This window comes from Pseudomonas sp. D3-10 (assembly GCF_051132175.1).
In the GTDB taxonomy this organism is placed as follows: Bacteria; Pseudomonadota; Gammaproteobacteria; order Pseudomonadales; family Pseudomonadaceae; genus Aquipseudomonas.
The window spans coordinates 3,334,534-3,360,778 of record NZ_CP071668.1 but is presented as its reverse complement, the minus strand read 5'-3'; the positions used below and the strand labels follow the sequence as shown (position 1 = coordinate 3,360,778).

The 26,245-nt window shown below is 61.3% G+C and carries 24 protein-coding genes; 10 read left to right on the top strand and 14 right to left on the bottom strand.

Going from position 1 to position 26,245, the window contains the following annotated elements:
- Positions 1–110 precede the first annotated feature (110 nt).
- Both J3P90_RS15030 and J3P90_RS15025 read left to right on the top strand, forming a co-directional pair.
- Positions 111–1,121 carry an ABC transporter substrate-binding protein gene (locus J3P90_RS15030; RefSeq protein ID WP_420766593.1) on the top strand — a complete coding sequence of 337 codons (1,011 nt, stop codon included), beginning with the start codon at positions 111–113 and terminating at the stop codon, positions 1,119–1,121.
- A gap of 136 nt (positions 1,122–1,257) precedes the next feature.
- On the top strand, positions 1,258–1,695 hold the full coding sequence (locus J3P90_RS15025) for a DUF3995 domain-containing protein (RefSeq protein WP_420766592.1): 438 nt from the start codon (positions 1,258–1,260) through the stop codon (positions 1,693–1,695).
- A 74-nt stretch (positions 1,696–1,769) separates the two neighbouring features.
- Here J3P90_RS15025 and J3P90_RS15020 read toward each other — a convergent pair whose 3' ends face one another.
- The 6 genes from J3P90_RS15020 to J3P90_RS14995 are packed head-to-tail and all read right to left on the bottom strand — an operon-like array spanning position 1,770 to position 7,842.
- The gene (locus J3P90_RS15020; RefSeq protein ID WP_420766591.1) at positions 1,770–2,132 is read right to left on the bottom strand and encodes a Na+/H+ antiporter subunit G; all 363 of its coding nucleotides are present in this window, start codon (positions 2,130–2,132) and stop codon (positions 1,770–1,772) included.
- Positions 2,129–2,407, bottom strand: coding sequence for a K+/H+ antiporter subunit F (locus J3P90_RS15015; RefSeq protein WP_420766590.1), 279 nt, complete (start codon positions 2,405–2,407; stop codon positions 2,129–2,131). The genes J3P90_RS15020 and J3P90_RS15015 overlap by 4 nt, the downstream gene beginning before the upstream one ends.
- Complete coding sequence (locus tag J3P90_RS15010; RefSeq protein WP_420766635.1) at positions 2,404–2,892, bottom strand: Na+/H+ antiporter subunit E; 489 nt, start codon at positions 2,890–2,892, stop codon at positions 2,404–2,406. The genes J3P90_RS15015 and J3P90_RS15010 overlap by 4 nt, the downstream gene beginning before the upstream one ends.
- Positions 2,892–4,577 carry a monovalent cation/H+ antiporter subunit D gene (locus tag J3P90_RS15005; protein WP_434674972.1) on the bottom strand — a complete coding sequence of 562 codons (1,686 nt, stop codon included), beginning with the start codon at positions 4,575–4,577 and terminating at the stop codon, positions 2,892–2,894. The genes J3P90_RS15010 and J3P90_RS15005 overlap by 1 nt, the downstream gene beginning before the upstream one ends.
- Positions 4,574–4,918, bottom strand: coding sequence for a Na+/H+ antiporter subunit C (locus tag J3P90_RS15000; protein ID WP_005789164.1), 345 nt, complete (start codon positions 4,916–4,918; stop codon positions 4,574–4,576). The genes J3P90_RS15005 and J3P90_RS15000 overlap by 4 nt, the downstream gene beginning before the upstream one ends.
- Complete coding sequence (locus J3P90_RS14995) at positions 4,918–7,842, bottom strand: monovalent cation/H+ antiporter subunit A (protein ID WP_434674971.1); 2,925 nt, start codon at positions 7,840–7,842, stop codon at positions 4,918–4,920. Before J3P90_RS14995 ends, J3P90_RS15000 begins: the two co-directional genes overlap by 1 nt.
- A 251-nt stretch (positions 7,843–8,093) precedes the next feature.
- On the opposite strand from J3P90_RS14995, the gene J3P90_RS14990 reads away from it, so the two are divergent.
- The 3 genes from J3P90_RS14990 to J3P90_RS14980 all read left to right on the top strand — a co-directional run bounded on the left by J3P90_RS14990 (position 8,094) and on the right by J3P90_RS14980 (position 11,221).
- Positions 8,094–9,017, top strand: a complete 924-nt coding sequence (locus J3P90_RS14990) for an HNH endonuclease signature motif containing protein (protein WP_434674970.1) — start codon at positions 8,094–8,096, stop codon at positions 9,015–9,017.
- Positions 9,014–9,292: a bacteriocin immunity protein gene (locus J3P90_RS14985; protein ID WP_434611066.1), complete on the top strand. Its 279-nt coding sequence runs from the start codon at positions 9,014–9,016 to the stop codon at positions 9,290–9,292. Before J3P90_RS14990 ends, J3P90_RS14985 begins: the two co-directional genes overlap by 4 nt.
- 84 nt (positions 9,293–9,376) lie before the next feature.
- Positions 9,377–11,221: a bacteriocin immunity protein gene (locus J3P90_RS14980; RefSeq protein ID WP_434674969.1), complete on the top strand. Its 1,845-nt coding sequence runs from the start codon at positions 9,377–9,379 to the stop codon at positions 11,219–11,221.
- A gap of 25 nt (positions 11,222–11,246) precedes the next feature.
- On the opposite strand, the gene J3P90_RS14975 is transcribed toward J3P90_RS14980, so the two are convergent.
- Positions 11,247–12,269 carry a DMT family transporter gene (locus tag J3P90_RS14975; RefSeq protein WP_434611558.1) on the bottom strand — a complete coding sequence of 341 codons (1,023 nt, stop codon included), beginning with the start codon at positions 12,267–12,269 and terminating at the stop codon, positions 11,247–11,249.
- Here J3P90_RS14975 and J3P90_RS14970 point away from each other — a divergent pair.
- Both J3P90_RS14970 and J3P90_RS14965 read left to right on the top strand, forming a co-directional pair.
- Complete coding sequence (locus J3P90_RS14970; protein WP_420766583.1) at positions 12,264–12,827, top strand: helix-turn-helix domain-containing protein; 564 nt, start codon at positions 12,264–12,266, stop codon at positions 12,825–12,827. The two genes, J3P90_RS14975 and J3P90_RS14970, sit on opposite strands and share 6 nt — an antisense overlap.
- A gap of 15 nt (positions 12,828–12,842) precedes the next feature.
- The gene (locus J3P90_RS14965; RefSeq protein ID WP_434674968.1) at positions 12,843–14,285 is read left to right on the top strand and encodes an FAD/NAD(P)-binding protein; all 1,443 of its coding nucleotides are present in this window, start codon (positions 12,843–12,845) and stop codon (positions 14,283–14,285) included.
- Positions 14,286–14,438: 153 nt separating this feature from the next.
- Here J3P90_RS14965 and J3P90_RS14960 read toward each other — a convergent pair whose 3' ends face one another.
- From J3P90_RS14960 to J3P90_RS14945, 4 genes are all read right to left on the bottom strand, one after another.
- Complete coding sequence (locus J3P90_RS14960; RefSeq protein ID WP_434563711.1) at positions 14,439–15,548, bottom strand: Gfo/Idh/MocA family protein; 1,110 nt, start codon at positions 15,546–15,548, stop codon at positions 14,439–14,441.
- Between the two features lie 230 nt (positions 15,549–15,778).
- A complete protein-coding gene (locus J3P90_RS14955; protein WP_003180553.1) occupies positions 15,779–16,546 on the bottom strand; it encodes an SDR family oxidoreductase in 768 nt (255 codons plus the stop codon).
- Positions 16,547–16,570: 24 nt separating this feature from the next.
- Positions 16,571–17,638, bottom strand: coding sequence for a phosphotransferase family protein (locus J3P90_RS14950; protein WP_434611075.1), 1,068 nt, complete (start codon positions 17,636–17,638; stop codon positions 16,571–16,573).
- Positions 17,639–17,783: 145 nt separating this feature from the next.
- Entirely contained in the window at positions 17,784–18,749 is a 966-nt protein-coding gene (locus J3P90_RS14945) for a 2-hydroxyacid dehydrogenase (RefSeq protein ID WP_434674967.1), read from the bottom strand.
- A gap of 286 nt (positions 18,750–19,035) precedes the next feature.
- On the opposite strand from J3P90_RS14945, the gene J3P90_RS14940 reads away from it, so the two are divergent.
- Entirely contained in the window at positions 19,036–20,316 is a 1,281-nt protein-coding gene (locus tag J3P90_RS14940) for a serine/threonine transporter (protein ID WP_434674966.1), read from the top strand.
- Positions 20,317–20,452: 136 nt separating this feature from the next.
- On the opposite strand, the gene acnB is transcribed toward J3P90_RS14940, so the two are convergent.
- Entirely contained in the window at positions 20,453–23,062 is a 2,610-nt protein-coding gene (gene acnB / locus J3P90_RS14935) for a bifunctional aconitate hydratase 2/2-methylisocitrate dehydratase (RefSeq protein ID WP_434676581.1), read from the bottom strand.
- 407 nt (positions 23,063–23,469) lie between these two features.
- Here acnB and J3P90_RS14930 point away from each other — a divergent pair, with 407 nt between their 5' ends.
- Complete coding sequence (locus J3P90_RS14930) at positions 23,470–23,940, top strand: DUF1289 domain-containing protein (RefSeq protein WP_420766577.1); 471 nt, start codon at positions 23,470–23,472, stop codon at positions 23,938–23,940.
- Positions 23,941–24,023: 83 nt separating this feature from the next.
- Here J3P90_RS14930 and J3P90_RS14925 read toward each other — a convergent pair whose 3' ends face one another.
- Positions 24,024–24,887 carry a universal stress protein gene (locus J3P90_RS14925; protein ID WP_434611078.1) on the bottom strand — a complete coding sequence of 288 codons (864 nt, stop codon included), beginning with the start codon at positions 24,885–24,887 and terminating at the stop codon, positions 24,024–24,026.
- 158 nt (positions 24,888–25,045) lie between these two features.
- Here J3P90_RS14925 and J3P90_RS14920 point away from each other — a divergent pair, with 158 nt between their 5' ends.
- Positions 25,046–25,648: a tRNA-(ms[2]io[6]A)-hydroxylase gene (locus J3P90_RS14920; RefSeq protein WP_420766575.1), complete on the top strand. Its 603-nt coding sequence runs from the start codon at positions 25,046–25,048 to the stop codon at positions 25,646–25,648.
- Here J3P90_RS14920 and J3P90_RS14915 read toward each other — a convergent pair.
- Positions 25,645–26,133 carry a GFA family protein gene (locus J3P90_RS14915; protein WP_434674965.1) on the bottom strand — a complete coding sequence of 163 codons (489 nt, stop codon included), beginning with the start codon at positions 26,131–26,133 and terminating at the stop codon, positions 25,645–25,647. The genes J3P90_RS14920 and J3P90_RS14915 overlap by 4 nt on opposite strands.
- Between the last annotated feature and the right edge of the window lie 112 nt (positions 26,134–26,245).

The following is a 26,245-nucleotide window of genomic DNA, read 5'->3' as shown; positions in this document are numbered from 1 at the left end:
AACGCTCCTGCTGGAACCTTGGCTACAGTCAATTGACTGAACTAGTCACAGGCTTGCGTTCGCTTCGCACGCCGTTCGGCTATTGCTGCATCCGGCATGAGGTATCAAACATGAAACGAGTTCGACAGTGGCTGGCTGCCTGGGCCACCCTCGCTGTGTTGGTTTCACCCCTTCCGGCATCCGCTGCATCGACGCCGATCCACTTTGCCGACCTGAACTGGGAAAGCGGCAGCCTGATCACCGACATCCTGAGGGTCATTGTCGAAAAGGGCTACGGGTTGCCGACGGACACGTTGCCGGGCACCACCATTACCCTGGAAACCGCCCTGGCCAATAACGATATCCAAGTGATCGGCGAGGAGTGGGCAGGTCGCAGTCCGGTGTGGGTCAAGGCCGAGGCCGAAGGCAAGGTGGTTGCCCTGGGCGATACGGTCAAGGGCGCGACCGAAGGCTGGTGGGTGCCGGAATACGTCATCAAGGGCGACCCTGCCAAGGGCATCAAGCCCCTGGCGCCGGACTTGCGCAGCGTCGAGGACCTTGCGCGCTACAAGCACGTGTTCAAGGACCCGGAAAGCCCCAGCAAGGGACGCTTCCTCAACAGTCCCATCGGTTGGACTTCCGAGGTGGTCAACAAGCAAAAGCTCAAGGCCTACGGTCTTTCCGACAGCTATGTGAACTTTCGCAGCGGCTCAGGGGCCGCGCTCGATGCCGAGATCACTTCGTCGATTCGCCGTGGCAAGCCGATCCTGTTCTACTACTGGTCGCCCACGCCGCTGCTCGGGCGTTTCAAACTGGTGCAGTTGCAAGAGCCGCCATTCGATGCCGAGGCCTGGAAAACCCTGACCGATGCCGACAACCCCAACCCCAGGCCGACGCGGTCCCTGGCTTCGAAGTTGTCCATTGGCGTGTCCGTACCGTTCCAGAAACAACACCCGGACATTGCCGAGTTCTTCAGCAAGGTCGACCTGCCGATCGACCCGCTGAACAAGGCCCTGGCCGATATGAGCGAGAAACGCACGCCCTCCCGCGAGGCCGCCGAAGCCTTCCTCAAGGCTCACCCCGAGGTTTGGCAGGCCTGGTTACCCAAGGAGGTCGCCGACAAGGTGACCGCGGGGCTGTAGCGCGTTAAGGCCAGTCAATTGAACAGTTGATCCTGGGCAAGTCGTCATTCACTGGAATCCGGCAACCTGCGCCCGTCCAGCGAAATGCCAGATTCCAGCTAGGATGATTGTTCAACCTTTTTCAGGAGGCTGGCGAATGACGCTTGTATTGGCTCGGTCGCTGGTCGCGGTGTTTGCGACCATCAGCTTGATTCATTTGTATTGGGCCCTGGGCGGGCAGTGGGCGGCGCTGGCGGTGGTGCCGCAGGTGCCGGTGAAGCAGGGCGGCACACTGCAACCGGCGTTCAACCCGTCGGGATGGCTGACGCTGTTGGTGGCGCTGGCGCTGCTGATGATTGCGGTGCTGGTGTGTCTGCGGGTCGGCCTGATCGCGCCTCCCGTGACCCATCGTGCCTTGCAATGGCTGATCAGTGCGATTGCCCTGTTGATGTTTGCCCGGGCCATTGGCGAGTCGAACCTGGTGGGCTTCTTCAAGGAGGTCAAGGGGTCGACGTTCGCCCGGCTCGATACCTGGGTCTACTCGCCGTTGTGTGTCGTGCTGGGGGCAGGGTTGCTGACGGTGGCGTGGGCTTGAGCGAACCAGAGGCGAACGCCGTTGTGGCGAGGGGATAGATCCCCTCGCCACAACAAAGCCTGTCTCAAGCTTCCTTAACCATCGCTCCCGGTCCTGGGGCTGCTTATTTCCGCCGGTACATCATCCCCCGCCATGCGCTTGCGGAACAAAGCCGCCCGGGCCAACAGCAGGGTCGTCACCGGCACCGTGATGGACAGCAGGATCGGTATCAGCCAGGCATGCAGCACCGGGCCCGACTTGAGCGCCGAGAAATAAATGATCGAGGCCAGCGCAACGCACCAGGCCCCCAGCGTCGAAGCCAGGGCAGGCGGGTGCATGCGCTGAAAATAATCCTTGAGCCGCACCAGGCCGATCGCCCCGGTCAGGGCGAAAAGACTGCCGAGCACCAGCAGGATCGCCACTGGGATCTCGACCCACATCGACAGTTCTCCCGTCATTCGATCACCTCGCCACGCAACAGGAACTTGGCCAGGGCAAACGAGCCGACAAAGCCGAACAGGGCGATCAACAGCGCCGCCTCGAAATACGTGTCGCTGGCATACCGAATGCCCAGCACCAGCATCATCAGCATCGCGACGATGTACAAGTAATCGAGGGCCAGGACCCGGTCCTGTGCCGAGGGGCCCTTGAACAGGCGCACCAGGGTCAGCACCATGGTCAGCGAGAACAGGAACAGACTCAGCAGGATCGCATTGGACAGCAGCGCGCTCATTCGAAAATCTCCATCAGCGGACGCTCGTAGGTGGCCTTGAAATGGTCGATAAACGCCCCTTCGTCCTCCAGATCGAAAATGTGTATCAACAGGATGCTGCGATCCAGCGCCAACTCCGACCAGACCGTCCCTGGAATCACCGTGGTGATCATCGAAAGCACCGCCAGCCCATTGGCGTCGTGCAGGTCCAGCGGCACCTTGATAAACCGCGAGCGAGGCGGGCGGCGCCCGGCGTTGAGTACGCGCCAGGCGACGGCCAGGTTGGACACCAGCACGTCCCATCCCACCAGCAAGAGCAGTCGCAGCATGACCCCGGGACGCCGGATGCGGATGGGTCGTGGCCGCAGCGGACGCATCATCAGTGGCGCGAGGAAACCCAGCGCGGCGCCCAGCAGCAGGTGGCCGGCACTCAGGGACAGGTTCAACAACAGCCAGAGCAACCCCAATGCCAGGGACAGCCACGGTGCGGGAAACAAATGCTTGATCATGGCTGCACCGCCTGCAATCGAGTGTTGCCTTCAGGGTTGGGGACGGCGCGGGTGGAAAAAACCGCTATCACATAATGTTCAGGCGTATTCAACCCATCGGCGGCGGATTGGGTGTAGCGCAGCAATGGCTCGGCCTTGAACGTCAAGACGATCCCCAGCCCCAGTAACGCGAGGATCGGCAGGCATTCGAACGGCCGCAACAGCGGGGAGGGCCGTTCCTGCGGTGTCCAGAAGCGCTGGATACCCAAGCGCGAAAAGGCGATCAACGAGGCGAGCCCGGACAGGATCAACAGCGCCAGCAGGCCCCAGGCGGCGGCCGATACGGGCACGTCGGCACTCGCCCCCAGGCCCTCGGGGTTGAGCAGCGCGCTGAGCAGCCCCAGCTTGCCGATAAACCCCGACAAGGGAGGCATGCCGACAATCAACAGTGCACAGGCGATGAAACTCAGACCGAGAAAGGCCATGGTCCAGGGGATCACTTGCCCGACCACGGCTTTCTGTTCGTCATCGAGGTTGATGCCCTTGGGCGGCTGCAGCGATTCCAGGGGGCGCGGCAGGGTGTCGAGGTCATCTTCCAGCGGCAGGTCATTGGCGGAGCGTGAGCGCTCGATCAGTTCGGCCAGCAAGAACAGCGCACACAGCGCCAGGGTCGAGCTCACCAGGTAAAACAGCGCGGCCCCTATCAGGTTGGGCTGTGCGAAGCCGATGGCTGACAACAGGATGCCGGCCGAGACCAGGATACTCAGGCTGGCCATGCGTTCCAGGCGCTGGGCCGCGAGGATGGCGATGGCCGCGCAGGCGATGGTCGCCATGCCGCCGTAGACCAGCCAGTCGCCGCCAAAATACGCCGACGCGCCGGCTTGCCCCGAGAACAGCAGGGTCCACAACCGCAACACGGTGTAGACGCCCACCTTGGTCATGATCGCGAACAAGGCCGCCACCGGGGCGCTGGCCGCGCTGTAGGCCGGCACCAGCCAGAAATTCAGCGGCCACATGCCAGCCTTCGCCAGGAACGCCACTGCCAGGATCGCGGCACCGGCGTGCAGCAGGCCGCGGTCCGCTTCTGGCACCAAAGGCACTTTCAAGGCCAGGTCGGCCATGTTCAAGGTGCCGGTGACGCCATAGATCAACGCCGCGCCAATCAGGAACAACGACGACGCCAGCAAGTTGATGGCGATGTAATGCAGCCCCGACGAGACGCGGGCCCGCCCTGATCCGTGGAGCATCAAGCCGTAGGACGCGGCCAGTAACACTTCGAAAAACACAAACAGATTGAACAGGTCCGCCGTCAGGAAAGCGCCGTAAAGGCCCATCAGCTGAATCTGGAACAGCGCATGGAAACTGGCGCCGGCCCGATCCCACCGCGCCATCGCGAACAGCAGGGCGCAGACGCCGATGATGCCCGTCAGCACGAGCATCAGCGCCGACAGGCGATCGACCACCAACACGATTCCGAACGGCGCTTGCCAGTTGCCCGGCAGGTACACGCCAAAGGACGCGGGCAATGCCTGGTCCTGGGTCCAGTCCAACAGCAGCACGGCGATGCCCAGGCCCAGCAGGCTGGAAAACAGATTGATCCGCGCTTTGAGCGGGCGATGTTTCTCGCCCAGCATCAGCATCAACGCGGCGGTCAGCAGCGGTAGCAGGATGGGCGCGGCGATCAAGTGAGGCGTCAGCATCATTCCTTGGGCTCCCGGCCGTCCACATGGTCGGTGCCGGTCAGCCCGCGGGACGCGAGCAAGACGACGAGAAACAGCGCGGTCATGGCGAAGCTGATCACAATGGCGGTCAACACCAGGGCCTGGGGCAGCGGATCGGTGTAGTTCAGCAGGTCCTGGGGCACGCCGTCCTTGATGATCGGTTCCTTGCCGATGAACAGGCTGCCCATGCTGAAGATGAACAGGTTGACGCCATAGGACAGCAGGCAAAGCCCCATGACCACCTGAAAGGTCCGGGGCCGCAGCACCAGCCAGACGCCGGAGGCGGCCAATACGCCGATTGCGATTGCGATGACTTCTTCCATCAGGCGTTGGCTCCTTTGAGGGGGGCGACGGGTTTGGCGTGCAGCCCCGGTTTATGGGCCCGCACCGACTGGTGAGCCAGGGCGGTAAGGATCAATAGCGTGGAGCCGACCACCACGGCGTAGACGCCGATGTCGAAGAACAGCGCACTCGCCAGATGGAGGTCACCCAGCAGCGGCAACTCGAAATGCCAGGTGTGAGTGGTCAGGAACGGATAACCCACCGCCATCGCCCCCAACCCCGTCGCGGTGGCGAACAACAGCCCCGTGCCCATCCAGCGCAGCGGTCGCAGGCTCATTTGTGCTTCGACCCACTGGGTGCCGGCGACCATGTACTGGAGGATGAACGCCACCGACATCACCAGGCCGGCGACGAAACCGCCACCCGGTTGGTTGTGGCCGCGCATGAACAGGTAGAACGACACCACCAGGGCAATCGGCAACAGCAGGCGCACCAGCACCGACGGCACCATCATGAAGCCCAGCGCGGTGTCGCTGGCGTGACGCGGGTTGACCAGGTCGGTCACCACGTCCGGCGCCAGCAGGCGCTGTTGCGCCGGGAGCTGCATGCTTTCCTTGGGTGGCCGGAAGCGCCGCAGCAGGGCGAATACCGCCAGCGCAACCGCCACCAGCACGGTGATTTCGCCCAGGGTGTCGAAGCCGCGGAAGTCCACCAGCATCACGTTTACCACATTGCTGCCGCCACCTTCGGGCAAGGCCCGGCTCAGGTAAAACGACGAAATGTCGTTGGGTGTCTGGCGCGTGAGCATCGCATAGGACAGCAACGCCATGCCGCCGCCCACTGCGATGGACAGCAGCAAGTCCCGCAGACGACGGATGCGCGCGCGGCGTTCGCTGTTGGGCAGCGGCGACACCTCTTCGATCCGCCGTGGCAACCAGCGCAGGCCCAGCAGGATCAGCACCGTGGTGACCACCTCCACGACCAGTTGAGTCAAGGCCAGGTCCGGGGCCGAGAACCAGACAAAAGTCACGCACGTCATCAGGCCGCAGACACTGACCATCGTCAGCGCCGCGAGGCGGTGATATTTGGCCTGCCAGGCAGCGCCCAACGCGCAAGCGATGGCCAGCACCCACAGCGTGACGAACACCACGGAGCCGGGAATCCTGGGGCGGTCGCCCCAGGCCAGCGTGCTGCTGAGCATCGGAATCAGCCCGGCCATTACGGCCGCCAGTACCAGCAGGAACAACTGAGCCTGCAAGCGCCGGGTACTGATCTTGCGCTCCAACCGCCGGCCCTGGCGCATCATCAGCACCAGGCTGCGCTCGAACAAACGCTTGCCGCTGAGACGCCCCATCAGCGGTGGCTGCTTGATATGGCCTTGCTTGAATTGCTTGCGCAGCAGCAGGTACAGGACGATCCCACCCGACATCGCCACCAGGCTCATGATCATGGGCGCGTTCAGGCCATGCCAGATCGCCAGGCTGTACTGGGGCAGCGGACCGCCCACCACCGGCAGCGCCGCCGCCGCCAGCAACGAACCAACCACCTGTGCCGGAAAGATGCCCACCAACAGGCAGGTAAACACCAGAAGCTCAACCGGCGCGCGCATCCAGCGCGGCGGTTCATGGGGCGTGTGGGGCAGGTCGGTGGCAGTGGGGCCGAAGAACACGTCGACGGTAAAACGCAGGGAATAGGCGACGCTGAACGTGCCGGCAATGGTGGCGACGATCGGCAGCGCCAGCTCGACCCAGGCCGTGGCGGAAATGAACACGGTCTCGGCGAAGAACATTTCCTTGGACAGGAAGCCGTTGAGCAACGGCACCCCGGCCATCGCCGCGCTGGCAACCATCGCCAGGGTGGCGGTGTACGGAATCAGCCGCACCAGGCCGCTGAGCTTGCGGATGTCCCGGGTGCCACTTTCGTGGTCGATGATGCCGGCGGCCATGAACAGCGAGGCCTTGAACGTGGCGTGGTTGAGGATATGAAACACGGCCGCGACCGCCGCCAGCGGGCTGTTGAGGCCAAGCAGAAGCGTAATCAGCCCCAGATGGCTGATGGTCGAATAGGCAAGGAGGCCCTTGAGGTCGTTCTGGAACATCGCGCAATAAGCGCCCAGCATCAATGTGAACGCCCCGGCGCCGCCGACGATATAGAACCACTGTTCACTGCCCGAGAGCGAGGGCCACAACCGTGCCAGCAGGAAAACACCGGCCTTGACCATGGTCGCCGAGTGCAGGTACGCCGACACCGGCGTGGGCGCGGCCATGGCGTGGGGCAGCCAGAAATGGAAAGGAAACTGGGCGCTCTTGCTCAAGGCGCCGATCAGGATCAGCGGCAACAGGACTGGATAGAGGGCGTGCTGGCGAATCATGTCGCCGGCGGCCAGGACCTTGTCCAAATCATAACTGCCCACCACATGGCCAAGCAGCATCACCCCGGCCAACAGGCACAGCCCGCCGGCGCCGGTCACCATCAACGCCATATAGGCGCCGCGCCGCGCGTCGGCGCGGTGATGCCAGTAACCGATCAGCAGGAATGAGAACAGGCTGGTCAATTCCCAGAAGAACACCATCTGGATCAGGTTGCCGGAAATCACCAGCCCGAGCATCGCGCCCATGAAAGCCAGGAAAAACGCAAAGAACCGCGGCACCGGATCGTCCGGCGACATGTAGTAGCGGGCATACAACGACACCAGCGTGCCGATGCCCAGCACCAGCAACGAAAACAGCCAGGCGAAGCCGTCCAGGCGCAGGACGAAATTCAGGCCCAGGCTGGGCAGCCAGGCATATTGCTCTTGGATAACCCCGCCGTCGGCGATCTGCGGGTACCACAAAGCCACCTGAACGGTGCCCACCAAGGCCACAAGACCTGCCAGCAATGATTCGGCATTGCGCGCGTTATGCGGCAGCAACGCCGCGACACAGCTGCCGACGAAGGGCAAAAGCAATAGAACTATCAGCGACATAGGCTTCTATTCGGCAAAGGTTGTTCGGGATCATACGTGGCGTATTCCCGATCACCAACCGCGAGGGTGTCGCAGAATCCTACAAGGAGGGGGAAGTTTTCCTGTTTGGAGTCATTTTGCGAGCGCCGGGTCGTCGGGATCGACCATGGTTATCAAGGCACTCGTACCACACGAACCCTGCTCGGGTGCGGTAAGTATGTACTGCACCCGAGCAGGGCTTCATCGCCATCCTGCGCCATACAGAAAAGGAGATGTCGTTCGGCGCCTTCGACCAGGCGCTATGGCGGACCCTCTCTGAACATCCGGCTCTGTGGGCAAACACAGACGAACTCAACCGCAAACGCATCGAACGCGGCTTTGCGCCCTATGCGCCAAAAAACATATGGGTGGGAGAGCGTCGAGAATTCGAGCTGCGTTATCGGGAGCGTGCGGAGCTGGGTGAGAATCCATTCAACCTCGACCGGATCAGCTTCACCACACCAAACAGCCTGCTCGGCAGGCCGGGCATCGTCCCGGCGGTCATCCCCTGGCCGGCGCCTCCCATCGGCCACGGTACCCGAACGCCTTTGGTTCCGCCGGGCATCGAACAACTTGGCCCGACCACGCTGCCCGTCACGCCACCGTTTTCGCAGATTTATCCGGGCAAGCCTGTCATCCCCGTCCTACCGGAAAACGAGACGCTTCCGGCTGTTGATCCGGTGCTGGCCGGTGCGAGTATTCCCGGGTACCCGGGTGATATGGAGTTGCCCTCGCCGGATGCGCTGTTTTATGACCGGCGAGATGATCCCGGGATGGCCCTCGGCTTTGGGCAGTCAGTTTCAGGCATTTGGTTGGGGGAGGCGGCGAGAACGACTGGGGCGGCGATTCCTGATCGGATTGCGGATCAGTTGAGGGGCAGAGAGTTTGCGAACTTTCATCGGTTCAGGGAGGCGTTTTGGAGGGCGGTGGCGGCGGATCGTGATTTAAGTAAGCAGTTTAATGGCTCAAATCTGCGAGAGATGACCAAGGGAGCGCCGCCGTTCGCTAGTCGATTGGATCAGGTTGGCGGGAGAAGGAAGTTTGAAATCCATCATAAGCACGAAGTTGCGAAAGGCGGCGCAGTTTATGACTTGGAAAATCTGCTAGTTATGACTGCAAGGCGGCATATTGATTTTCACAAAGGAGAGAAGCCATGAGCGTGCTCAAAGAACGGCTGGAAGATTATACGGAGGCTGAATTTCTGACATTTCTTCGAAAATTTTTTGATTACTCCGTTGCTTTGGAGGGGGATGCGTTGAGCCAATATACCGATAGGTTGGTGGACCATTTTGAACTGATTACTGAGCACCCTGATGGCTCAGATGTTCTCTTCTACCCAAAGGAAGGCCAAGAAGACAGCCCCGCTGGAATCCTGAAAGAAGTCAAGGAATGGCGAGCCCGCAATAACAGACCAGGTTTCAAACCCGAATAAATCATCGTTTCGTACGCATCAGCTCGACCCGTCGCGAGCAGGTGCGTCATCCACGTCGCACGCTTGAGCAAGGAAAAACCAAAGATGGAACTTAAACCCAAACTCCAGGATTACACCGAGTCCGAATTTCAAACTCTTGTCGACAAGATCTGGAATGTGGAGGCCTGCAGGGACAAGAAAGAGCATGACAGACTGATCAAACACTTCGATCTGATAGTTGGTCATCCGGATGGTGCGGATCTGTTGTTTTACCCGGAGGATACCTCCAACTTTCATTCCCCAGGCGCAGTCACCTTCCAGCTCAAGCATTGGTATCACCAGAGGAGACTCATTCCTTTCAGGGACGGTGTGCTTCCAGCACCGTTCACGCCGGTCGACGGGTCGAGCCTTATTGGACACACCACGGCGAGAGCCAGGCACGAACTTGCGAACGCTCAGCGAATGGCTGGGGACATCGCCTCTGCGGAGCAAACGGTCGATGCAGCATTCTCTCTGCTTGAAAGCGCTATCCAGCATCTGCCAATCCAACAGCATTCGAACGCGACGCTGGAGGCACTGGAAAAAGGTATCCGTCGGGTTGAACATGCACAGCACGAGGTGCTGATGGCGGTTCGTGCATTCGAAGGTAAAAAAATGCGTGTCGAGTTCGACAAAGCCGCGGCACAGCGAAATCTTACCTACAGCCAGGCGGAGAGGCCCCTCTGGCAAGCCGTTTTGCAGCAGGCCACTGCCAATCAGGCTGGTTATCTGGCGCGTCTGCCCTCCAACACCCAGCGCCATGCCGAACTCCACACCAACGCCGAAGCCTTGGTTGATCATGCCTGGCAGCAACTGGTGCGCCTACGGACTCCCGACCGATACCCAAGCGAGTTTCGCCTGTCTGTCGTCGCTAACCTGGAACGACCGGATCTTTTGATCAGCGACGCACAGCCGTTGATGTCGGTACAACGAGTGGACTTGCATAAGACCCTGCGTTCCGCAGTCGCCGAATTCAATTGGTCATTGACCGACGGTGCGCAGGAGCATCTTGGACAGTACGCCGGCGTGCTGCACTTCAGGTTCGCCAGCCGCGCCAAGGCCGTGCGTTTTGGCCTCTGCGTTGCGCTGAATGAGCTTTCTCTGATCGATCTTGATTGGCAACTATTGGCCGCCCAGCAAGGCGAAGTAGAACTGCCGCTGCGAATGAGCACCTCGACAGTCCCCGTGAAGGTCGGCAGTCTGTCGTATGGATTAAAAGAAATACGCGAACTCTTCGAAGTCTTTATCACTCCCTGCGCCGGGGTTTTGCCAGCGAAGGTTCGTGTCAGGCTCGCCGTCTGGCAGGAAGGCGAGAGGGCCTATCGGTTCACGAGCGATGGCCCGCAGCCCTCCGTTATGGAGTGGGCAGTACCCCATGGCCTGGAAGCGCCGGTGGCGCCAAAACCGGATCGGCTCGATTCCGTTGGTTTCGTCCGGTCATCGCCAGTGCCCGAATTGGCCACGTTCGAATCTATCGAAGAGGTGCGATTCGATGATTATGTGGTGGTGTTTCCGCGGGAGTCAGGGCTTGAGCCGGTCTATGTGCTATTCAATGACCGTCGGGATTGTCCAGGTGTCGTCAGTGGAGAAGGGCACGCGGAGGCTGACGATTGGCGAACGCAAGCCTTGAGCAGCCAGGGAGCGTCGGTCCCTGCGTCAGTCGCCGATTCATTGCGCGGGCAAGTTTTCGAGCGTTTCGATCTGTTCAAACTTGCATTCTGGAGGGCCGTTGCGGCCGTACCGACCTTGAATGCACAATTCAATATCGAAAATAGGGTGTTACTGCTCAACGGTTCAGCGCCCCGCAGCGAGGAGCCCGACGATCATCGTTCGCTGCGCATTCTGCACCGCGTCGACATCACGCAGGGCGGTGGGGTCTACGATCTCGATAATCTGATTATTCGCTACTGAAACCCGAGGGCTGACGCATGGACGGTCAGCCCTCGCGCTCAAGCGCTTCATCCGCCCCTACGACACCTTTGTTCCGCGTTTTCAACTCGCTGACGATCACCGCCGCCACGATCAAGCCCGCCCCGAGCAACGCAATCGCCGGCAACCGCTCACCCGCCAGGCGCCCGGCGATGCCGGCCCATACCGGTTCGCCGGCATAGATAAGCGTGGCGCGGGTCGGCGAGACGCTTTTCTGCGCCCAGTTCATCGCCACCTGGATCGCTGCGCTGGCGGCGCCCAGGCCCACCGCGCTGATCAGCAACAGCCAGGAAAAGCCTGGGATGACCTCTTGCGTCGGCACCACCATGAGGAATGCCAGCACCGCCGTGCTTGCCAGTTGCACCACGGTTACCCGCCGTACATCGACCTGGCCCGCATAGGCACTGATCAGAATGATCTCCGCCGCAATCGCGATGGCGCTGATCAGCGTGGCGATTTCACCGGGGCTGAAGTTCAGCGAGGCCCCAGCCGGCCCGGACACCAGCATGAGCCCAGTGAACGCCAACATGATGCCTATGCTTGGCATCAACCCCGGCCGCCGGCCCAGCACGAGCCATTGCAACAGCGGCACGAAAGGTACATACAGGGCGGTGATAAAGGCCGATTGGCTGCTGGGAATGGTTTGCAGGCCTACGGTCTGCAGGCCGTAGCCGAGCATGATCGCCACGCCGATGAAGGCCCCGGCCTTGAGCTCGAACAGGGTCAGGTCACGCAAGTGGCGCCACGAGAACAGCGCGACAAAAGCCGCCGCGGCGGCAAAGCGCAGGCCCACGAAGAACATCGGTCCGCTGACCGTCATGGCGTGTTGCACCAGCAGGAACGTGCCGCCCCAGATCATGGTGATCAGTACGAGCACGCATTCGGCCTTGCTGAACCTGGGCAGATGGGAGGAAGTTTGCGGGGAGTTCACCGATGCCATGACCTTGCGCACTACTTGAGGCGGACGCACAATGCGCCCGAAGTTGGGCAGTATAATGCGCAACCCCGGCAGATGAGCAATATAGTGCACAAAGAAAATGGCCAGCGGGCGTCCGTCCTGCAACACGTCAGCCAGAACGTCCGCCGCCTGCGGCATGCCGCGCAGCTCAGCCAGACGGCGCTGGCCGAATTGTCCGGTGTTAGCCGGCGGATGCTGGTTGCCATCGAAGCGGGCGAAAAGAATGTCAGCCTGACCACCCTGGACCGCGTTGCCGAAGCCTTGGACGTGGCTTTCAGCGACCTCATCCAGGCGCCTGACGCCCGCGATCCGAGCCGGATCAATGAGCTGGCCTGGGCCGGTGTGATTCCCGGCAGCAAAGCCATCTTATTGGCCAAGGCCACCGCCAACCGAGAGGTGGAGCTTTGGGAGTGGCGCCTGGAACCAGGCGAGCATTACCATTCAGAACCCGACGCGGACGGTTGGAGCGAACAGCTCTACGTATTCGAGGGCTGCCTGACATTGTTGTTGGGCAGCGAAGAACGTCGAGTCGGGGCCGGCGAGTTTTTCATGTTTGCCAGCAACCAGCCCCATGCTTATCGCAACGATGGTCCGGTGGCGGTGAGATTCGTCCGCAACGTGGTGATTTGACTCCTGGAGAGCGGTATGGACACAGCGCTGGAGCAATCTGTGATCGGCACCGCCCGCCAGGCCGATATCCTGATTATCGGCGGCGGCCTGAGCGGAACCCTGTTGGCGGCGCAACTGCTGCGGCTGCCGGGCCGGCGCGAGGTATTGATTGTCGAGCCGCGCAGCGAGTTGGGCCGGGGCGAGGCCTACAGCGCCGTGGAACTGGGCCACACCCTCAATGGCAATGCGGCACGCATGAGCGTCGACCCGGACAATGCCGATGATCTCACGCAATGGCTCGCTGCGTTCATCGTGGCCGGTGGTTGGCCTGAGTCCGATCAGCAACATGTGCCGGTCAGCGAGTTGTTTCCTCCGCGGGGGATGTTCGGCCTGTATGTGCAACAGCGTCTGGCCGAGGCTCGTGCGTTGGGCGCGCGCCATGGATCGGTGGCGGAGCATGTGCGCGGGGAGGCCGTCGATTTGCGGGTCATCGATGATGCCGTGCAAGTGACGCTCGGCGATGGCCAAGTATTGCAAGGACGCTTTGCCGTGCTCGCCACCGGCATGTTCCCCGCGGCACGAACCCCGCAGACCGAGTCGAGCGGCTTGAACGCCGCGGCGCTTGATCCGTGGGACGTGGCTGCGATGCGCCAGCTTGATCCGCTAGCGACGGTCATGATCATCGGTTCGGGGCTGACCATGGTCGATGCCGTGGTATCGCTGGAACAGGCCGGGCATCGCGGGCCTATCGAAGTATTTTCCCGTCACGGTTTGTTGCCCCATGTACGTCGGCAGCCACCGGCCTGGGTGGACTTTCTCGCCGATGATCACAGCCTGTGTTCGCCACGCCAGTTGATGCGCGCGTTGCGTGGGCAATGCCGCTTGGCCCAAGCCCAGGGCATCGATTGGCAGGCCCCGCTGGACACGGTCCGTGCCCATATCGGGCGTTTGTGGAGTCAGGCCAGCGATGTGCAGCGCCGACAGTTCGTGCGGCATGTGCGACCTTGGTGGGAAAGCCATCACCATCGCTCGCCTCCGTTGAGCGCGGAACTGGTGGCGCGTCTGCACGGGGAGGGACGGTTGCGGATCCAGGCGGCGTCGTACAAGGGGCTTGTATCTTCTTGCGACGGATCGGTAGCAATCAATATTCGTCGACGGGGCGAGGCGGGGCTGGAAGTGGTGCAGGGCGCCGCCTTGATCAATTCCAGCGGCATTGAATATGACTGGCGCCGTGTTGCCCGGCCGTTGCCGCAGCAGTTGTTGGCCCGAGAGTTGGTCCAGCCCGGTCCGTTGGCGCTGGGTATTGCAGCGCGTGCCGACGGCGCAGTGCTGGACGCCCAAGGCGAGCCGGCCAGCCGCCTGTTCGCCATGGGTCCGCCGTTACGCGGGATGTGGTGGGAAAGCACGGCGGTGACTGATGTGGCGAGCCAGGCGAAGGCGTTGGCGAGGCGGTTAGCTGAACTCCAAGCCCAGCGTTGAATCCTGTGGCGAGGGAGCTTGCTCCCGCTGGGCTACGAAGTAGCCTTAAAACCATTCACCTCGGTGTGTCAGGTCAACTACCTCCGACTTCTTTGGTGTTGCTGCGCAACCCAGCGGGAGCAAGCTCCCTCGCCACAGAAGCGTGTTTCATTGCTACCGCACTTGCACCCAACGCTCCTCACTCGCCGCCACGCGAATCGCCGCCGCCAGCCGCTCCACTTCCCAGGCCTCTTCGAAATCCGTCCCGCTGCCACCTTCACCTGCCAGCGCCATGATCAACTCCTGCACCTCCAACGTCTTCAGTTCGTTGTAGCCCAACTGGTGCCCGGCGGCAGGGCTGAACGCGGCATAGCCGGGTAGATCCGGGCCGGCCAGCAGTCGCTGGAAACCCGCCTGGCCGGCGCGGCACACCCGCAGCTCGTTCAGCCTTTCTTGGTCGAACGCCAGCGTGCCGAGTGTGCCGCTGATTTCGAAGCTCAGGTGATTCTTGCAGCCGTGCTTGAGCCAACTGCTGCTCACCGTGCCCCGGGCGCCGCTGGCAAAGCGCAGCAGTGCATTGACCTGGTCATCCACCGCGATCGCGCGTTGTTCGGTGCTGCCAACCTTGGCAGGACGCTGTTTGTGCACGGTTTGGCTGTCGGCACACACAGCCTCTACCTCGCCCAACAAATGCCGCGCCATCGCCAGGAGATGGCTGCCCAGGTCCGCCAGCGCGCCACCGGCATGCGCGGCCTCGCAGCGCCACGACCAGGGTGAGGCCGGGTCGGCCATGAAATCTTCGCTGAATTCGCCCTGGAAACTGATGATCTGTCCAAGCTCTCCGCGCTGGATCATCCCCCGCGCCAGTTGGATGATCGGGTTGTGCTGGTAGTTGTAGCCGACCCGCGTCACCACGCCAGCCGCCTTAGCTGCCTGGCGCATCTGCTCGGCCTGTTCCAGGGATACCGCCAACGGCTTTTCACAATAGACCGGCTTGCCCGCCGCCAACGCGGCCATGGCCATCGGAAAGTGCAAATGATTAGGCGTGGTGATGGCGACCAAATGAACCTTCGGGTCGTCGATCAGCCGTTGCCAGTCACTGTGAGCCGTCTCGAACCCCCAGCTCTGGGCGCATTGCCGGGCACGCTGCGGATCGGCGTCGGCCAAGGCCGCCAGTTTCAGGTTCAAGGGGAGGTCGAACACCGCCTTGGCATTGTGGAACGCCAAGGCATGGGCACGGCCCATGAAACCAGTGCCAATCAGACCGATGCCGAGTTCACGCATGAGAAGAGCCCTTTGAATTCTTATTTTCAGGAGGGCTCTTTATGGAATAAATATTCGCTAATTGCAAATACTGGAATAAATATTCATTCTGTTGCCGCTCAGCGTCCCTTGTGGGAGCGAGCTTGCTCGCGATTGCGGTGGATCAGCCGGTACTGTTGTGCCTGATGCAACGCTATCGCGAGCAAGCTCGCTCCCACAGGAATTCCAAAGGTCTGCCTCGCGGCTCGTTGTCAGGAAAGGAACCCGCCATCCACATTCAACGCCACGCCCGTGGTATAGCTCGACGCATCGCTCGCCAGGTACAACACCGCGCCGGCCATTTCGCTCGGGTCGGCCACCCGCTTGAGGGGAATCTGCGCCAGGGCGGTTTTGAGGATGGCGTCGTTCTTGACCAGCGCTGAGGCAAACTTGGTATCGGTCAGGCCCGGCAGGAGGGCGTTGCAGCGGATGCCGAACTGCGCGCATTCCTTGGCGAAGACCTTGGTCATGTTGATCACCGCGGCCTTGGTGACCGAGTAGATGCCCTGAAAGATTCCCGGGGAAATGCCGTTGATCGACGCCACGTTGATGATGCTGCCGCCACCGTTTTCGCGCATCAGCTTGCCGGCCTCCACCGACATGAAGAAATAGCCGCGAATGTTCACGTCCACGGTTTTCTGGAACGCGCCCAGGTCGGTGTCCAGCACGTTGCAGAATTGCGGGTTGGTGGCGGCGTTATTCACCAGGATATCCAGACGCCCGAACTGTTCGCGGATGCCGGCGAACACCTGGCTGATCTGCTCCATTTCACCAATGTGACAGGCAATGGCGGTGGCCTTGCCGCCGGCAGCGATGATGGCGTCAGCGACATGCTGGCAACCATCGAGCTTGCGGCTGGAGACGATCACGTGGGCGCCTTGCTGGGCCAGCAGTTTGGCGATGGCTTCGCCGATGCCGCGGCTGGCGCCGGAAACGAAAGCGATTTTACCGTCGAGGTCGAACAACTGGGTCTTGGACATGCTGTTTCCTTGTTATAGGTGCGCTCAGAGCGTGGATTTGCTGATGACTTGCAGGCTCATCTGCTCCAGCAGCTTGTTCATCTGAACGAACTGCGCGAAGCGTTTGTCCTGGGTCTGGCCATGGAAAAAGCGGTAGTAGATCTGCTGGACGATACCGGCCAGGCGGAACAGTCCATAGGTGTAGTAGAAGTCGAAGTTGTCGATGCGAATCCCGGACCGTTCGGCGTAGTAATCGACGAACTCACGGCGGGTCAGCATGCCCGGCGCGTGGCTTGGCTGACGCCGCATCAGTTGCACGGGCGCCGGATCACCGGCTTCGATCCAGTACGCGAGGCTGTTGCCCAGGTCCATCAACGGATCGCCGAGGGTGGTCAGTTCCCAATCCAGCACGCCGATGATCTGCATCGGGTTGTCCGGGTCCAGGATGACATTGTCGAAGCGGTAGTCGTTGTGGACGATGCTCGATGTTGGATGATCGGCGGGCATCTTGTCGTTGAGCCAGGCCTTGACCGTCTCCCATTTCGGCGCATCGGGCGTCAAGGCCTTGTCGTAGCGGTCGCTCCAACCACGGATCTGCCGGGCCACGTAGCCCTCGGGCTTGCCCAGGTCGGCCAGGCCGCAAGCGGTGTAGTCGACGCGGTGCAGCTCGACAAGCCGGTCGATGAAGCTCTTGCACAATGCTTCGGTGCGGGCGGCGTCGAAGCCCAGTTCCGGTGGCAGCTCGGAGCGCAAAATGATGCCCTTGACCCGCTCCATCACGTAAAACTCGGCGCCCATCACCGACTCGTCGGTGCAATGGACGTAGGCTTTCGGGCAGTACGGAAAACCTTCACGCAATTGATTGAGGATGCGGAACTCACGGCCCATGTCGTGGGCCGATTTGGCCTTGTGACCGAACGGGGGCCGGCGCAGGACGAACTCCTGTTCGGGGTATTCGAGCAGGTACGTCAGGTTTGACGCGCCACCGGGAAACTGGCTGATCACCGGCGTGCCGGTCAAGCCAGGAATGTGGGCCTTGAGGTACGGGTCGATCAGGTTGGCATCGAGTTCTTCACCGTCGCGCACGCGGGTGGACTGATCAGTAACTGCCATGCTTATCCCTTCTGCTTATTTTGGAGGCCATCGATCATTGGCTAATCTAATGGCGTGCGACAGCCGTCACAAGCACGCCGGGGTCTTATAGGTTAGCGTGTTGCTGGGTGATCAGCGGATTTGATGAGCCGTGGTTGCGTCTGGCCTACCGGTCAACGCAAGCCTGCGCATCGGGTAGCTGCACTGGCGTCAGCACCGGCTTGCCGGAAAAGAACGCGTTCAGGTTCTCACCCACCAACTCCACCGTGGCGCGTGTCGCTTCCGGCGACAGGCCGGCCACGTGAGGCGTGAGCACGACATTGGGCAAGTGTTTCAGGGCGTCAGGCACTTCGGGCTCGTGATCGAACACATCCAGCGCAGCCCCGGCAATTCGCCGGTGTTCAAGGGCGCTGATGAGTTCGGTCGTGGCGACCACGCTGGCCCGGGCGATATTCACCAAGAAACCGTGGGGCCCCAGGGCATCGAGGGCTTGCTTGTTGATCAATTGGCGGGTGTCCAGGCCTCCGGGCGTGGCGACAATCAAGAAGTCCGACACCCTGGCGAGCTCGGTGGGGGTGGCGCAGAAGGCGTAGGGCACATCGCTGCGCACGCGACGGTTGTGGTAGCTGACCTTCATGTCGAAACCTAGGGCGGCCCGCTTGGCAATGGCCATGCCCACGGCGCCGAGCCCCAGGATGCCCAGGTGCTTGCCCGCGAGGGAAGGGCGCATGGTTCGCGGCCACTCGCCACGGCGCAGGGCCGCGTCGGATCGAGGCACATCGCGCACCAACGCCAGCAACAACGCCATGGCATGGTCGGCCACCGAGGAGGCATTGACCCCGGCACCGTTGGTGACGACGATGCCTCGCTCGCTGGCGCCTTGCAGGTCCACTTGCTCATAACCGGCGCCGATTACACAGATGATCCTGAGGTTTGGCAAAGCCGTCATTTCTTCAGGCGTCAAACCGAGGGGGCCACGGGTCAACACCGCGCTGAACCGGTCGCCGTGTTCGAAAATCGCTGTCTTGCGTTCGGCGGGCGTGGGCGCCAATTCCAAGTGATAACCCTGGCGCTCCAGGATTGGCAGGTATTCGTTGACGGTTTCAACCAGTACCAGAACGGTTGCGGTCATGCTGGGCTCCTGTAGGCGCTTTTCGATCATCGATATTCAACCTGATTGTAGGAGCCGGCGGGAGGGATGGCCTGGGCTTTTTTATGATCATTTGTCCTGCTGCGCTGTTCTTGTGGGGGCGAACTGGAAAACGCTGCTCCGCAGAACCGCTCCTCAGCTAAGTCTTTGCTTCTGCACGTTAATCCCGGACAATCGCGCCCCTGTTTCGGCCAGGGGCGCTGCCTGTCGGGTTTTTCCGACTCGTCCCGGCCGGGTGCATGTGACCGGAAAGCGGAGACCCGACCGGATGAATGATCAGGCCAACAGCGTCGAAGAGCGCTTTGAAACGACAGCCCCAGCCACCCTCAGCCAATGGAGTCGCCAAGACACGACCTGGATGCTGGGCCTGTTTGGCACCGCCATTGGTGCCGGCACGCTGTTCTTACCGATCAATGCCGGCCTTGGCGGTTTCTGGCCGCTGCTGGTGCTGGCGGTGCTGGCGTTCCCCATGACGTTCTATGCGCATCGGGGCTTGACCCGTTTTGTATTGTCCGGCCGCGACGGCGCGGACATCACCGAGGTGGTGGAGGAGCATTTCGGTATCAAGGCCGGTGCGCTGATCACGCTGTTGTACTTCCTCGCCATCTTCCCGATCTTGCTGATCTACAGCGTGGCGCTGACCAACACGGTCGGCAGTTTCCTGGAACACCAGCTGCACGTGCAGCCGCCGCCCCGGGCCTTGTTGTCGCTGATGCTCATCCTCGGCCTGCTGGCCGTGGTCCGCTGCGGCGAGCAGGTCATCGTCAAGGCCATGAGCCTGATGGTCTATCCCTTTATCGTGGCGCTGTTGTTTCTGGCGGTGTTCCTGGTGCCCCATTGGAACGGCGGGATCCTGAGCACGGCGTCGACGGTGCCGCAGCCTTCGGCGTTGCTGCATACCTTGTGGCTGGCGATTCCGGTGATGGTGTTCTCATTCAACCATTCGCCGATCATCTCGGCATTCGCAGTGGACCAGAAACGCCGCTACGGCAATGACGCTGAAAAGCGCAGTGCGCAAATCCTGTCGCGCGCCCATGTGCTGATGGTCGTAATGGTGCTGTTCTTCGTGTTCAGCTGCGTGCTGACCCTGTCCCCGGCACAACTGGCCGAGGCCAAGGCGCAGAACCTGTCGATCCTGTCGTACCTGGCCAACCACTTCAGCAACCCGACCATCGCCTTCGCGGCGCCGTTGATTGCTTTCGTGGCGATCGCCAAATCCTTCCTCGGGCATTACATCGGCGCCAGCGAAGGCCTCAAGGGCTTGATCGTCAAGAGCGGCCGCCGCCCAGCCCCCAAGACCCTGGACCGCCTCACGGCAGCGTTCATGCTGGTGGTGTGTTGGGTTGTCGCCACTCTCAACCCAAGCATCCTGGGCATGATCGAAACCCTGGGCGGCCCGGTGATCGCGGCGATTCTGTTCCTGATGCCGATGTACGCCATCCGCAAGGTCCCGGCCATGGCTCGTTATCGCGGACAAGCGTCGAATGTCTTTGTGGTGGCGGTGGGTTTGGTGGCGATTACTGCGTTGGTCTATTCCCTCTTGGCCTGACCTTTTTTTGTGGGAGCAAGCTTGCTCCGGGCGGCGTTCCGGCGAAAGCGGCGAGTCAGCTTTCATCAAATCCCAGGCATAAAAAAACGCCGCCCCTCGTGAGAGGGGCGGCGTTTTTAGGCGGGCGTCTTAAGCGTTACGCTTGGACGACCGGGATGTTGGCGTTTGCAGCCGCTTCACGGAACTCGGCGATCTGGTCGAAGCTCAGGTAGCGGTACACGTCCGCTGCCATGCTGTCGATCTTGCCGGCGTATTCCATGTACTCCTCGACGGTCGGCAGGCGACCCAGGATGGACGCTACGGATGCCAGTTCGGCCGAGGCCAGATAGACATTCGCGCCGTCACCCAGACGGTTCGGGAAGTTACGGGTCGAAGTCGACACCACGGTGGAGTTCGGCTCGACGCGTGCCTGGTTACCCATGCACAGCGAGCAGCCTGGCATTTCCATCCGAGCACCGGCCTTGCCGTAGATGCCGTAGTAGCCTTCTTCGGTCAGTTGGTGAGCGTCCATCTTGGTCGGTGGCGACAGCCACAGACGGGTTGGCAGCTGACCCTTGACCTGATCCAGCAGTTTACCGGCAGCGCGGAAGTGACCGATGTTGGTCATGCACGAACCGATGAACACTTCGTCGATCTTCTCGCCAGCAACGCTGGACAGCAGACGGGCGTCGTCCGGGTCGTTCGGCGCGCAGAGCACAGGCTCGCTGATGTCGGCCAGATCGATTTCGATGACTTCGGCGTATTCGGCGTCGGCATCGGCTTCCATCAGTTGCGGGTTGGCGATCCAGGCTTCCATCGCTTGGGCGCGACGTTCCAGGGTACGCGCATCACCGTAGCCTTCGCCGATCATCCAGCGCAGCAGGGTGATGTTGGACTGCAGGTACTCGGTGATCGACTCTTTCGACAGCTTGATGGTGCAACCGGCAGCCGAACGTTCGGCCGAGGCGTCGGACAACTCGAACGCCTGCTCCAGGGTCAAGCCTTCCAGGCCTTCGATTTCCAGGATGCGGCCGGAGAAGGCGTTTTTCTTGCCTTTCTTCTCGACGGTCAGCAGACCGTTCTGGATAGCGAAGTAAGGAATGGCATGAACCAGGTCACGCAGGGTGATGCCAGGTTTCATCTTGCCTTTGAAGCGCACCAGGATCGATTCCGGCATGTCCAGCGGCATGACGCCGGTGGCAGCGGCGAACGCGACCAGGCCGGAACCGGCCGGGAACGAGATGCCCATCGGGAAACGGGTGTGCGAGTCGCCACCGGTGCCCACGGTGTCTGGCAGCAGCATGCGGTTGAGCCACGAGTGGATGATGCCGTCGCCCGGACGCAGGGAAACGCCGCCGCGGGTCATGATGAAATCAGGCAGGGTGTGGTGGGTGGTGACGTCGATCGGCTTTGGATAGGCCGCGGTGTGGCAGAAGGACTGCATCACCAGGTCAGCCGAGAAGCCCAGGCACGCCAGGTCTTTCAGTTCGTCACGGGTCATGGGACCTGTGGTGTCCTGGGAACCCACGGTGGTCATTTTCGGTTCGCAGTAGGTGCCAGGACGAACGCCTTGGCCTTCTGCCAGGCCGCAAGCCTTGCCGACCATCTTCTGCGCCAGGGTGAAACCCTTGGTGCTTTCAGCAGGTGCTTCAGGCTTCTTGAACAGGTCGAACGGTGGCAGGCCCAGTTCGGCGCGAGCCTTCTCGGTCAGGCCCCGGCCGATGATCAGCGGAATGCGGCCACCAGCGCGGACTTCGTCCAACAGCACCGGGGTCTTCATTTCGAAGGTGGTGATGACTTCGTCGGTGCCGTGCTTGCAGACTTTGCCGGCGTGCGGGTACAGGTCGATCACGTCGCCCATGTTCATGTTCGACACGTCGAACTCGATCGGCAGTGCGCCGGCATCTTCCATGGTGTTGTAGAAGATCGGTGCGATCTTGCTGCCGAAGCAGAAACCGCCTGCGCGCTTGTTCGGCACGTAGGGAATGTCGTCGCCGAAGAACCACAGCACCGAGTTGGTGGCCGATTTACGCGAGGAGCCGGTACCCACCACGTCGCCGACGTAGGCGATCGGGAAGCCCTGGCCGCGCATTTCTTCGATCTGCTTCATCGGGCCGGTCTTGCCTTGCTCGTCCGGAACGATGCCGTCACGGGCCATTTTCAGCATGGCGAGGGCGTGCAGCGGGATGTCAGGACGCGACCAGGCGTCCGGGGCAGGGGACAGGTCGTCGGTGTTGGTTTCGCCGGTGACCTTGAACACGCGCAGGCTGATCTTGTCGGCCAGCACCGGGCGCTTCTTGAACCACTCGCCGTCAGCCCAGGATTGCAGGACGGCCTTGGCGTGAACGTTGCCGGTCTTGGCTTTTTCAGCCACGTCGTGGAAGGCGTCGAACATCAGCAGGGTGTGCTTGAGTTCTTCGGCGGCGACTGGCGCCAGCTCGGCGTCGTCCAGCAGCTCGACCAGGGTCACGATGTTGTAGCCACCCTGCATGGTGCCGAGCAGTTCTACAGCGCGCTTCTTGTCCAACAGAGGGGATTGGGCCTGGCCCTTGGCCAGGGCGGACAGGAAGCCGGCCTTGACGTAGGCGGCTTCGTCGACGCCTGGCGGAACACGATTGGTGATCAGGTCAACGAGGAAGGCTTCTTCGCCAGCCGGAGGATTCTTCAGCAGCTCGATCAGGCCTGCGGTTTGTTCGGCGTTAAGCGGCTGGGGAACGATACCCAGGGCTGCACGCTCTTCGATATGTTTGCGGTAGGCTTCAAGCACAGTTATTACCCTCATCAGTGGTCCCAAATGGGTGTCCGGGACGCTCATCCAGAAACTCACGGCACTCATGCGCGACAGGGGCTTTTTGGGCCTCCACGCCAGAGTTGACGGAGTTCCTCACAGAAGCTGCTTTCAAAGTTTTACGCCTGCAGAACGGGGAGCTGATGAGGGTTGGCGTTGGGCTTTCCCCGCTGGAAAGACCCTTCGCCAACACCGCTCTGAAGGAACGACTGTGCTCGTGACGCTTTGAAAACAGCTTCTAACGGACATTGGCGCCTTAAAAGGCTGGCTGATTCTACGGGAAAAAAAAATTAAAGGTAAGTTGGGCTTCCAGGTTTGAGGGGTGATCAATCTTAGACAAAGGGCTAACATGCCCGTCTGTCCTGTTTTTGCGTGTGCGTTGCCTTATGCCCAACCAGCTCATCAAGACCCCCTGCGTCGGCCTCTGTTCCACTGTCTACGGTGATCTGGTCTGCCGTGGCTGCAAGCGGTTCCACCATGAAGTGATCCACTGGAACGGCTACAACGAGGAAGAAAAACGCGCGGTGTGGATGCGGCTCGAGCAACTGCTGGTGCAGGTAATGGTGGCGAAGCTGGAGGTTTTCGACCCGGCGTTGCTGCGTCAGCAACTGGAGGCGCGCAAGATCCGCTTCGTGCCGCACCAATCGGAATATTGCTGGGCCTATCAACTGATCGCCCGGGGCGCGCGGGTGATCAATAACCTGGAAGCGTACGGCATGGTCCTGTTGCCGGAGTTTCGCGATTGGGACCTGCCGGACCTGCGAGATGCCATTGATCGGGAATTCTTCCTCCTGTCCGAAGCGCATTACCAACGTTATATCGCGCCGGGGTTCCTCAAGGATGCGATGGACGGCTGACAGCCTGTCATTCGGACCAGATAGCTTTTGTGGCGAGGGAGCAAGCTCCCTCGCCACGGAAACTCGGCTGAATCCACAAAGCCTCAACCCTTGTACGCCAACTCCACCAAGTGGTCTTCGACTTCCTGTGGCTTGAGCACCAGCACATCGCTTTCCAGCGCATCGAGCACGGCTTCGGCGGTGTTGCCGATCAACACGCCTGACAAGCCGGAGCGCGCCACGGTGCCAATCACGGTGACCGCGGCCTGAAGCTTGTGGGCCATGTAGGGAATCAATACGTCCGCCGGGCCTTCCTGGATGTGCAGATGCTGGTCATCGATGTCGAACTCGGCCTGGAACGCCCGGCATTGTTCGCGATAACGCGCTTCGATGGTTTCCTTGAGCTGGAAGGTCGGGTCGGCCGACGAGAGCATCGGTGACGGGTGGGCGCTAATTACATGCAGGTGCGCCTTGGCCAGGAGGGCAATGTCATAGCCGTGATCGATGATGGTCGAGTGCAGGTGACGATGCTCGCCATCGGCATTGCCGACATCGACTGCCGCCAGGATGACCCGGTCTTTCCAGGAACCGCACGTCTTGACCAGCAGCACCGGGGTCGGGCAATGGCGCAGCAACTTCCAGTCCGCCGGGGTCAGCAGGGCTTTTTTCAATGGGCTGTCCGGGAAGTGTTGCTTGATGACCAGGCCACAGCCTTCGGCCTGCTGCACGTCGATGATGGTTTCGTAAAGGCTTTCGTTCCAGGCCTGTTCGGTGGTGACGCTATAGCCGTCGGCCAGCAATGCGCTTTTCAGCACGCTGAGCAGGCCGGTATGATCGTGGTGTTTGTCGCATGCCAGCAGATGCAGATGAGCCTGGGTTACTCCGGCGATCAATTTGGCGCGCTTGAGCGCAAGGCTTTCCGAATGTTCGGGTTCGATGACCACCAGGATGCTGCGAATGGCTTGCATGATCGGCGTCTCCAGCAATAAAGAGGCATGGCGTTGCTCAACTATAGTTGCTATGGATGGCGCGTCGACTTGATGCATATCAATCGGTGTGACTGGTGGTCTGTAGGCAGGCCGGTATAATCGGCGCCCTTTGCTCGACTACCTTTTCCGTGAGCCCCATGATCCTTCCCGAAATTCACGAGTTCCTCGGCTGCCGCACCCCCGATGCCTGGGTCCAGGCTGCGCTGGCCGATCAGGAAACGCTGCTGATCGACCACAAGAACTGCGAGTTCAAGGCCGCCAGCACTGCCCTGAGCCTGATTGCCAAATACCACTCCCACGTTGACCTGATCAATATGATGTCGCGCCTGGCCCGGGAAGAGCTGGTGCATCATGAGCAGGTCATGCGCCTGATGAAAAAACGCAAGGTAGGTCTTCGCCAGCTCTCCGCCGGGCGCTATGCCTCGGGCTTGCGCAAAGTGGTGCGCAGCCACGAGCCGGTGAAACTGGTGGACACCCTGGTGGTCGGCGCCTTCATCGAAGCCCGCAGCTGCGAGCGATTCGAGGCGCTGGTGCCGCATCTGGACGAGGAACTCGGCAAATTCTATTTCGGCTTGCTGAAAAGTGAGGCCCGGCACTTCCAGGGTTATCTGAAGCTGGCTTATCAGTATGGAGACGCCAAGGACATCGCCCAGGTGATCGACAAGGTTCGCGAGGCCGAGCGCGAGCTGATCGAGTCGCCGGATGGGGAGTTCCGGTTTCACAGCGGCGTGCCGGCCTAACGGGTCAAACCCAACCGTTCATGCCACTGGGCAATCGATTCCTCGGGATATACCTCGAACTGCTGGTCGCCCGGATGCGCCTCGACTTCCACCCACGGCGCCTTGGAACCCAGCATCAGGTGGGTGTGCTCCGGCGGTACCGGCAACGGCGTGTCGATGGCTGAGGCAAACGGATGGATCAGCTCCGGCCACTCGGGGCTGAACAACCACAACCCCGAACCGCAAAGCGAACAGAAATGCCGTTCGGCGCTGCTGCGATGGGCGCGTTTATCGCCTTCATCCTTGAGTCGCGCATGGTAGACCGTGATGTGCTTGCGGCCTTGCACCTTGAGACTCTTCGCATCGCCCCCCAGGTTGACCGCAAAACCGCCGCCGCCCATGGTCTTGCGACAGATCGAACAATAGCAGCGCTGGTAAGGGTAGGGATGGGTGCTGTCCAGGCTGAACGAAACGGCGCCGCAGTGGCAGGATCCTTCGAGGTGCATGGGGGAACCTCCGGTTAGGGACTGAATAATCTGGACAACCTCGATGGGGTGATGTTCTCAACTTTTGAGTTGATGCGCCGACGTCAGTGGAAGAGCTTGCCGGCGATGAACG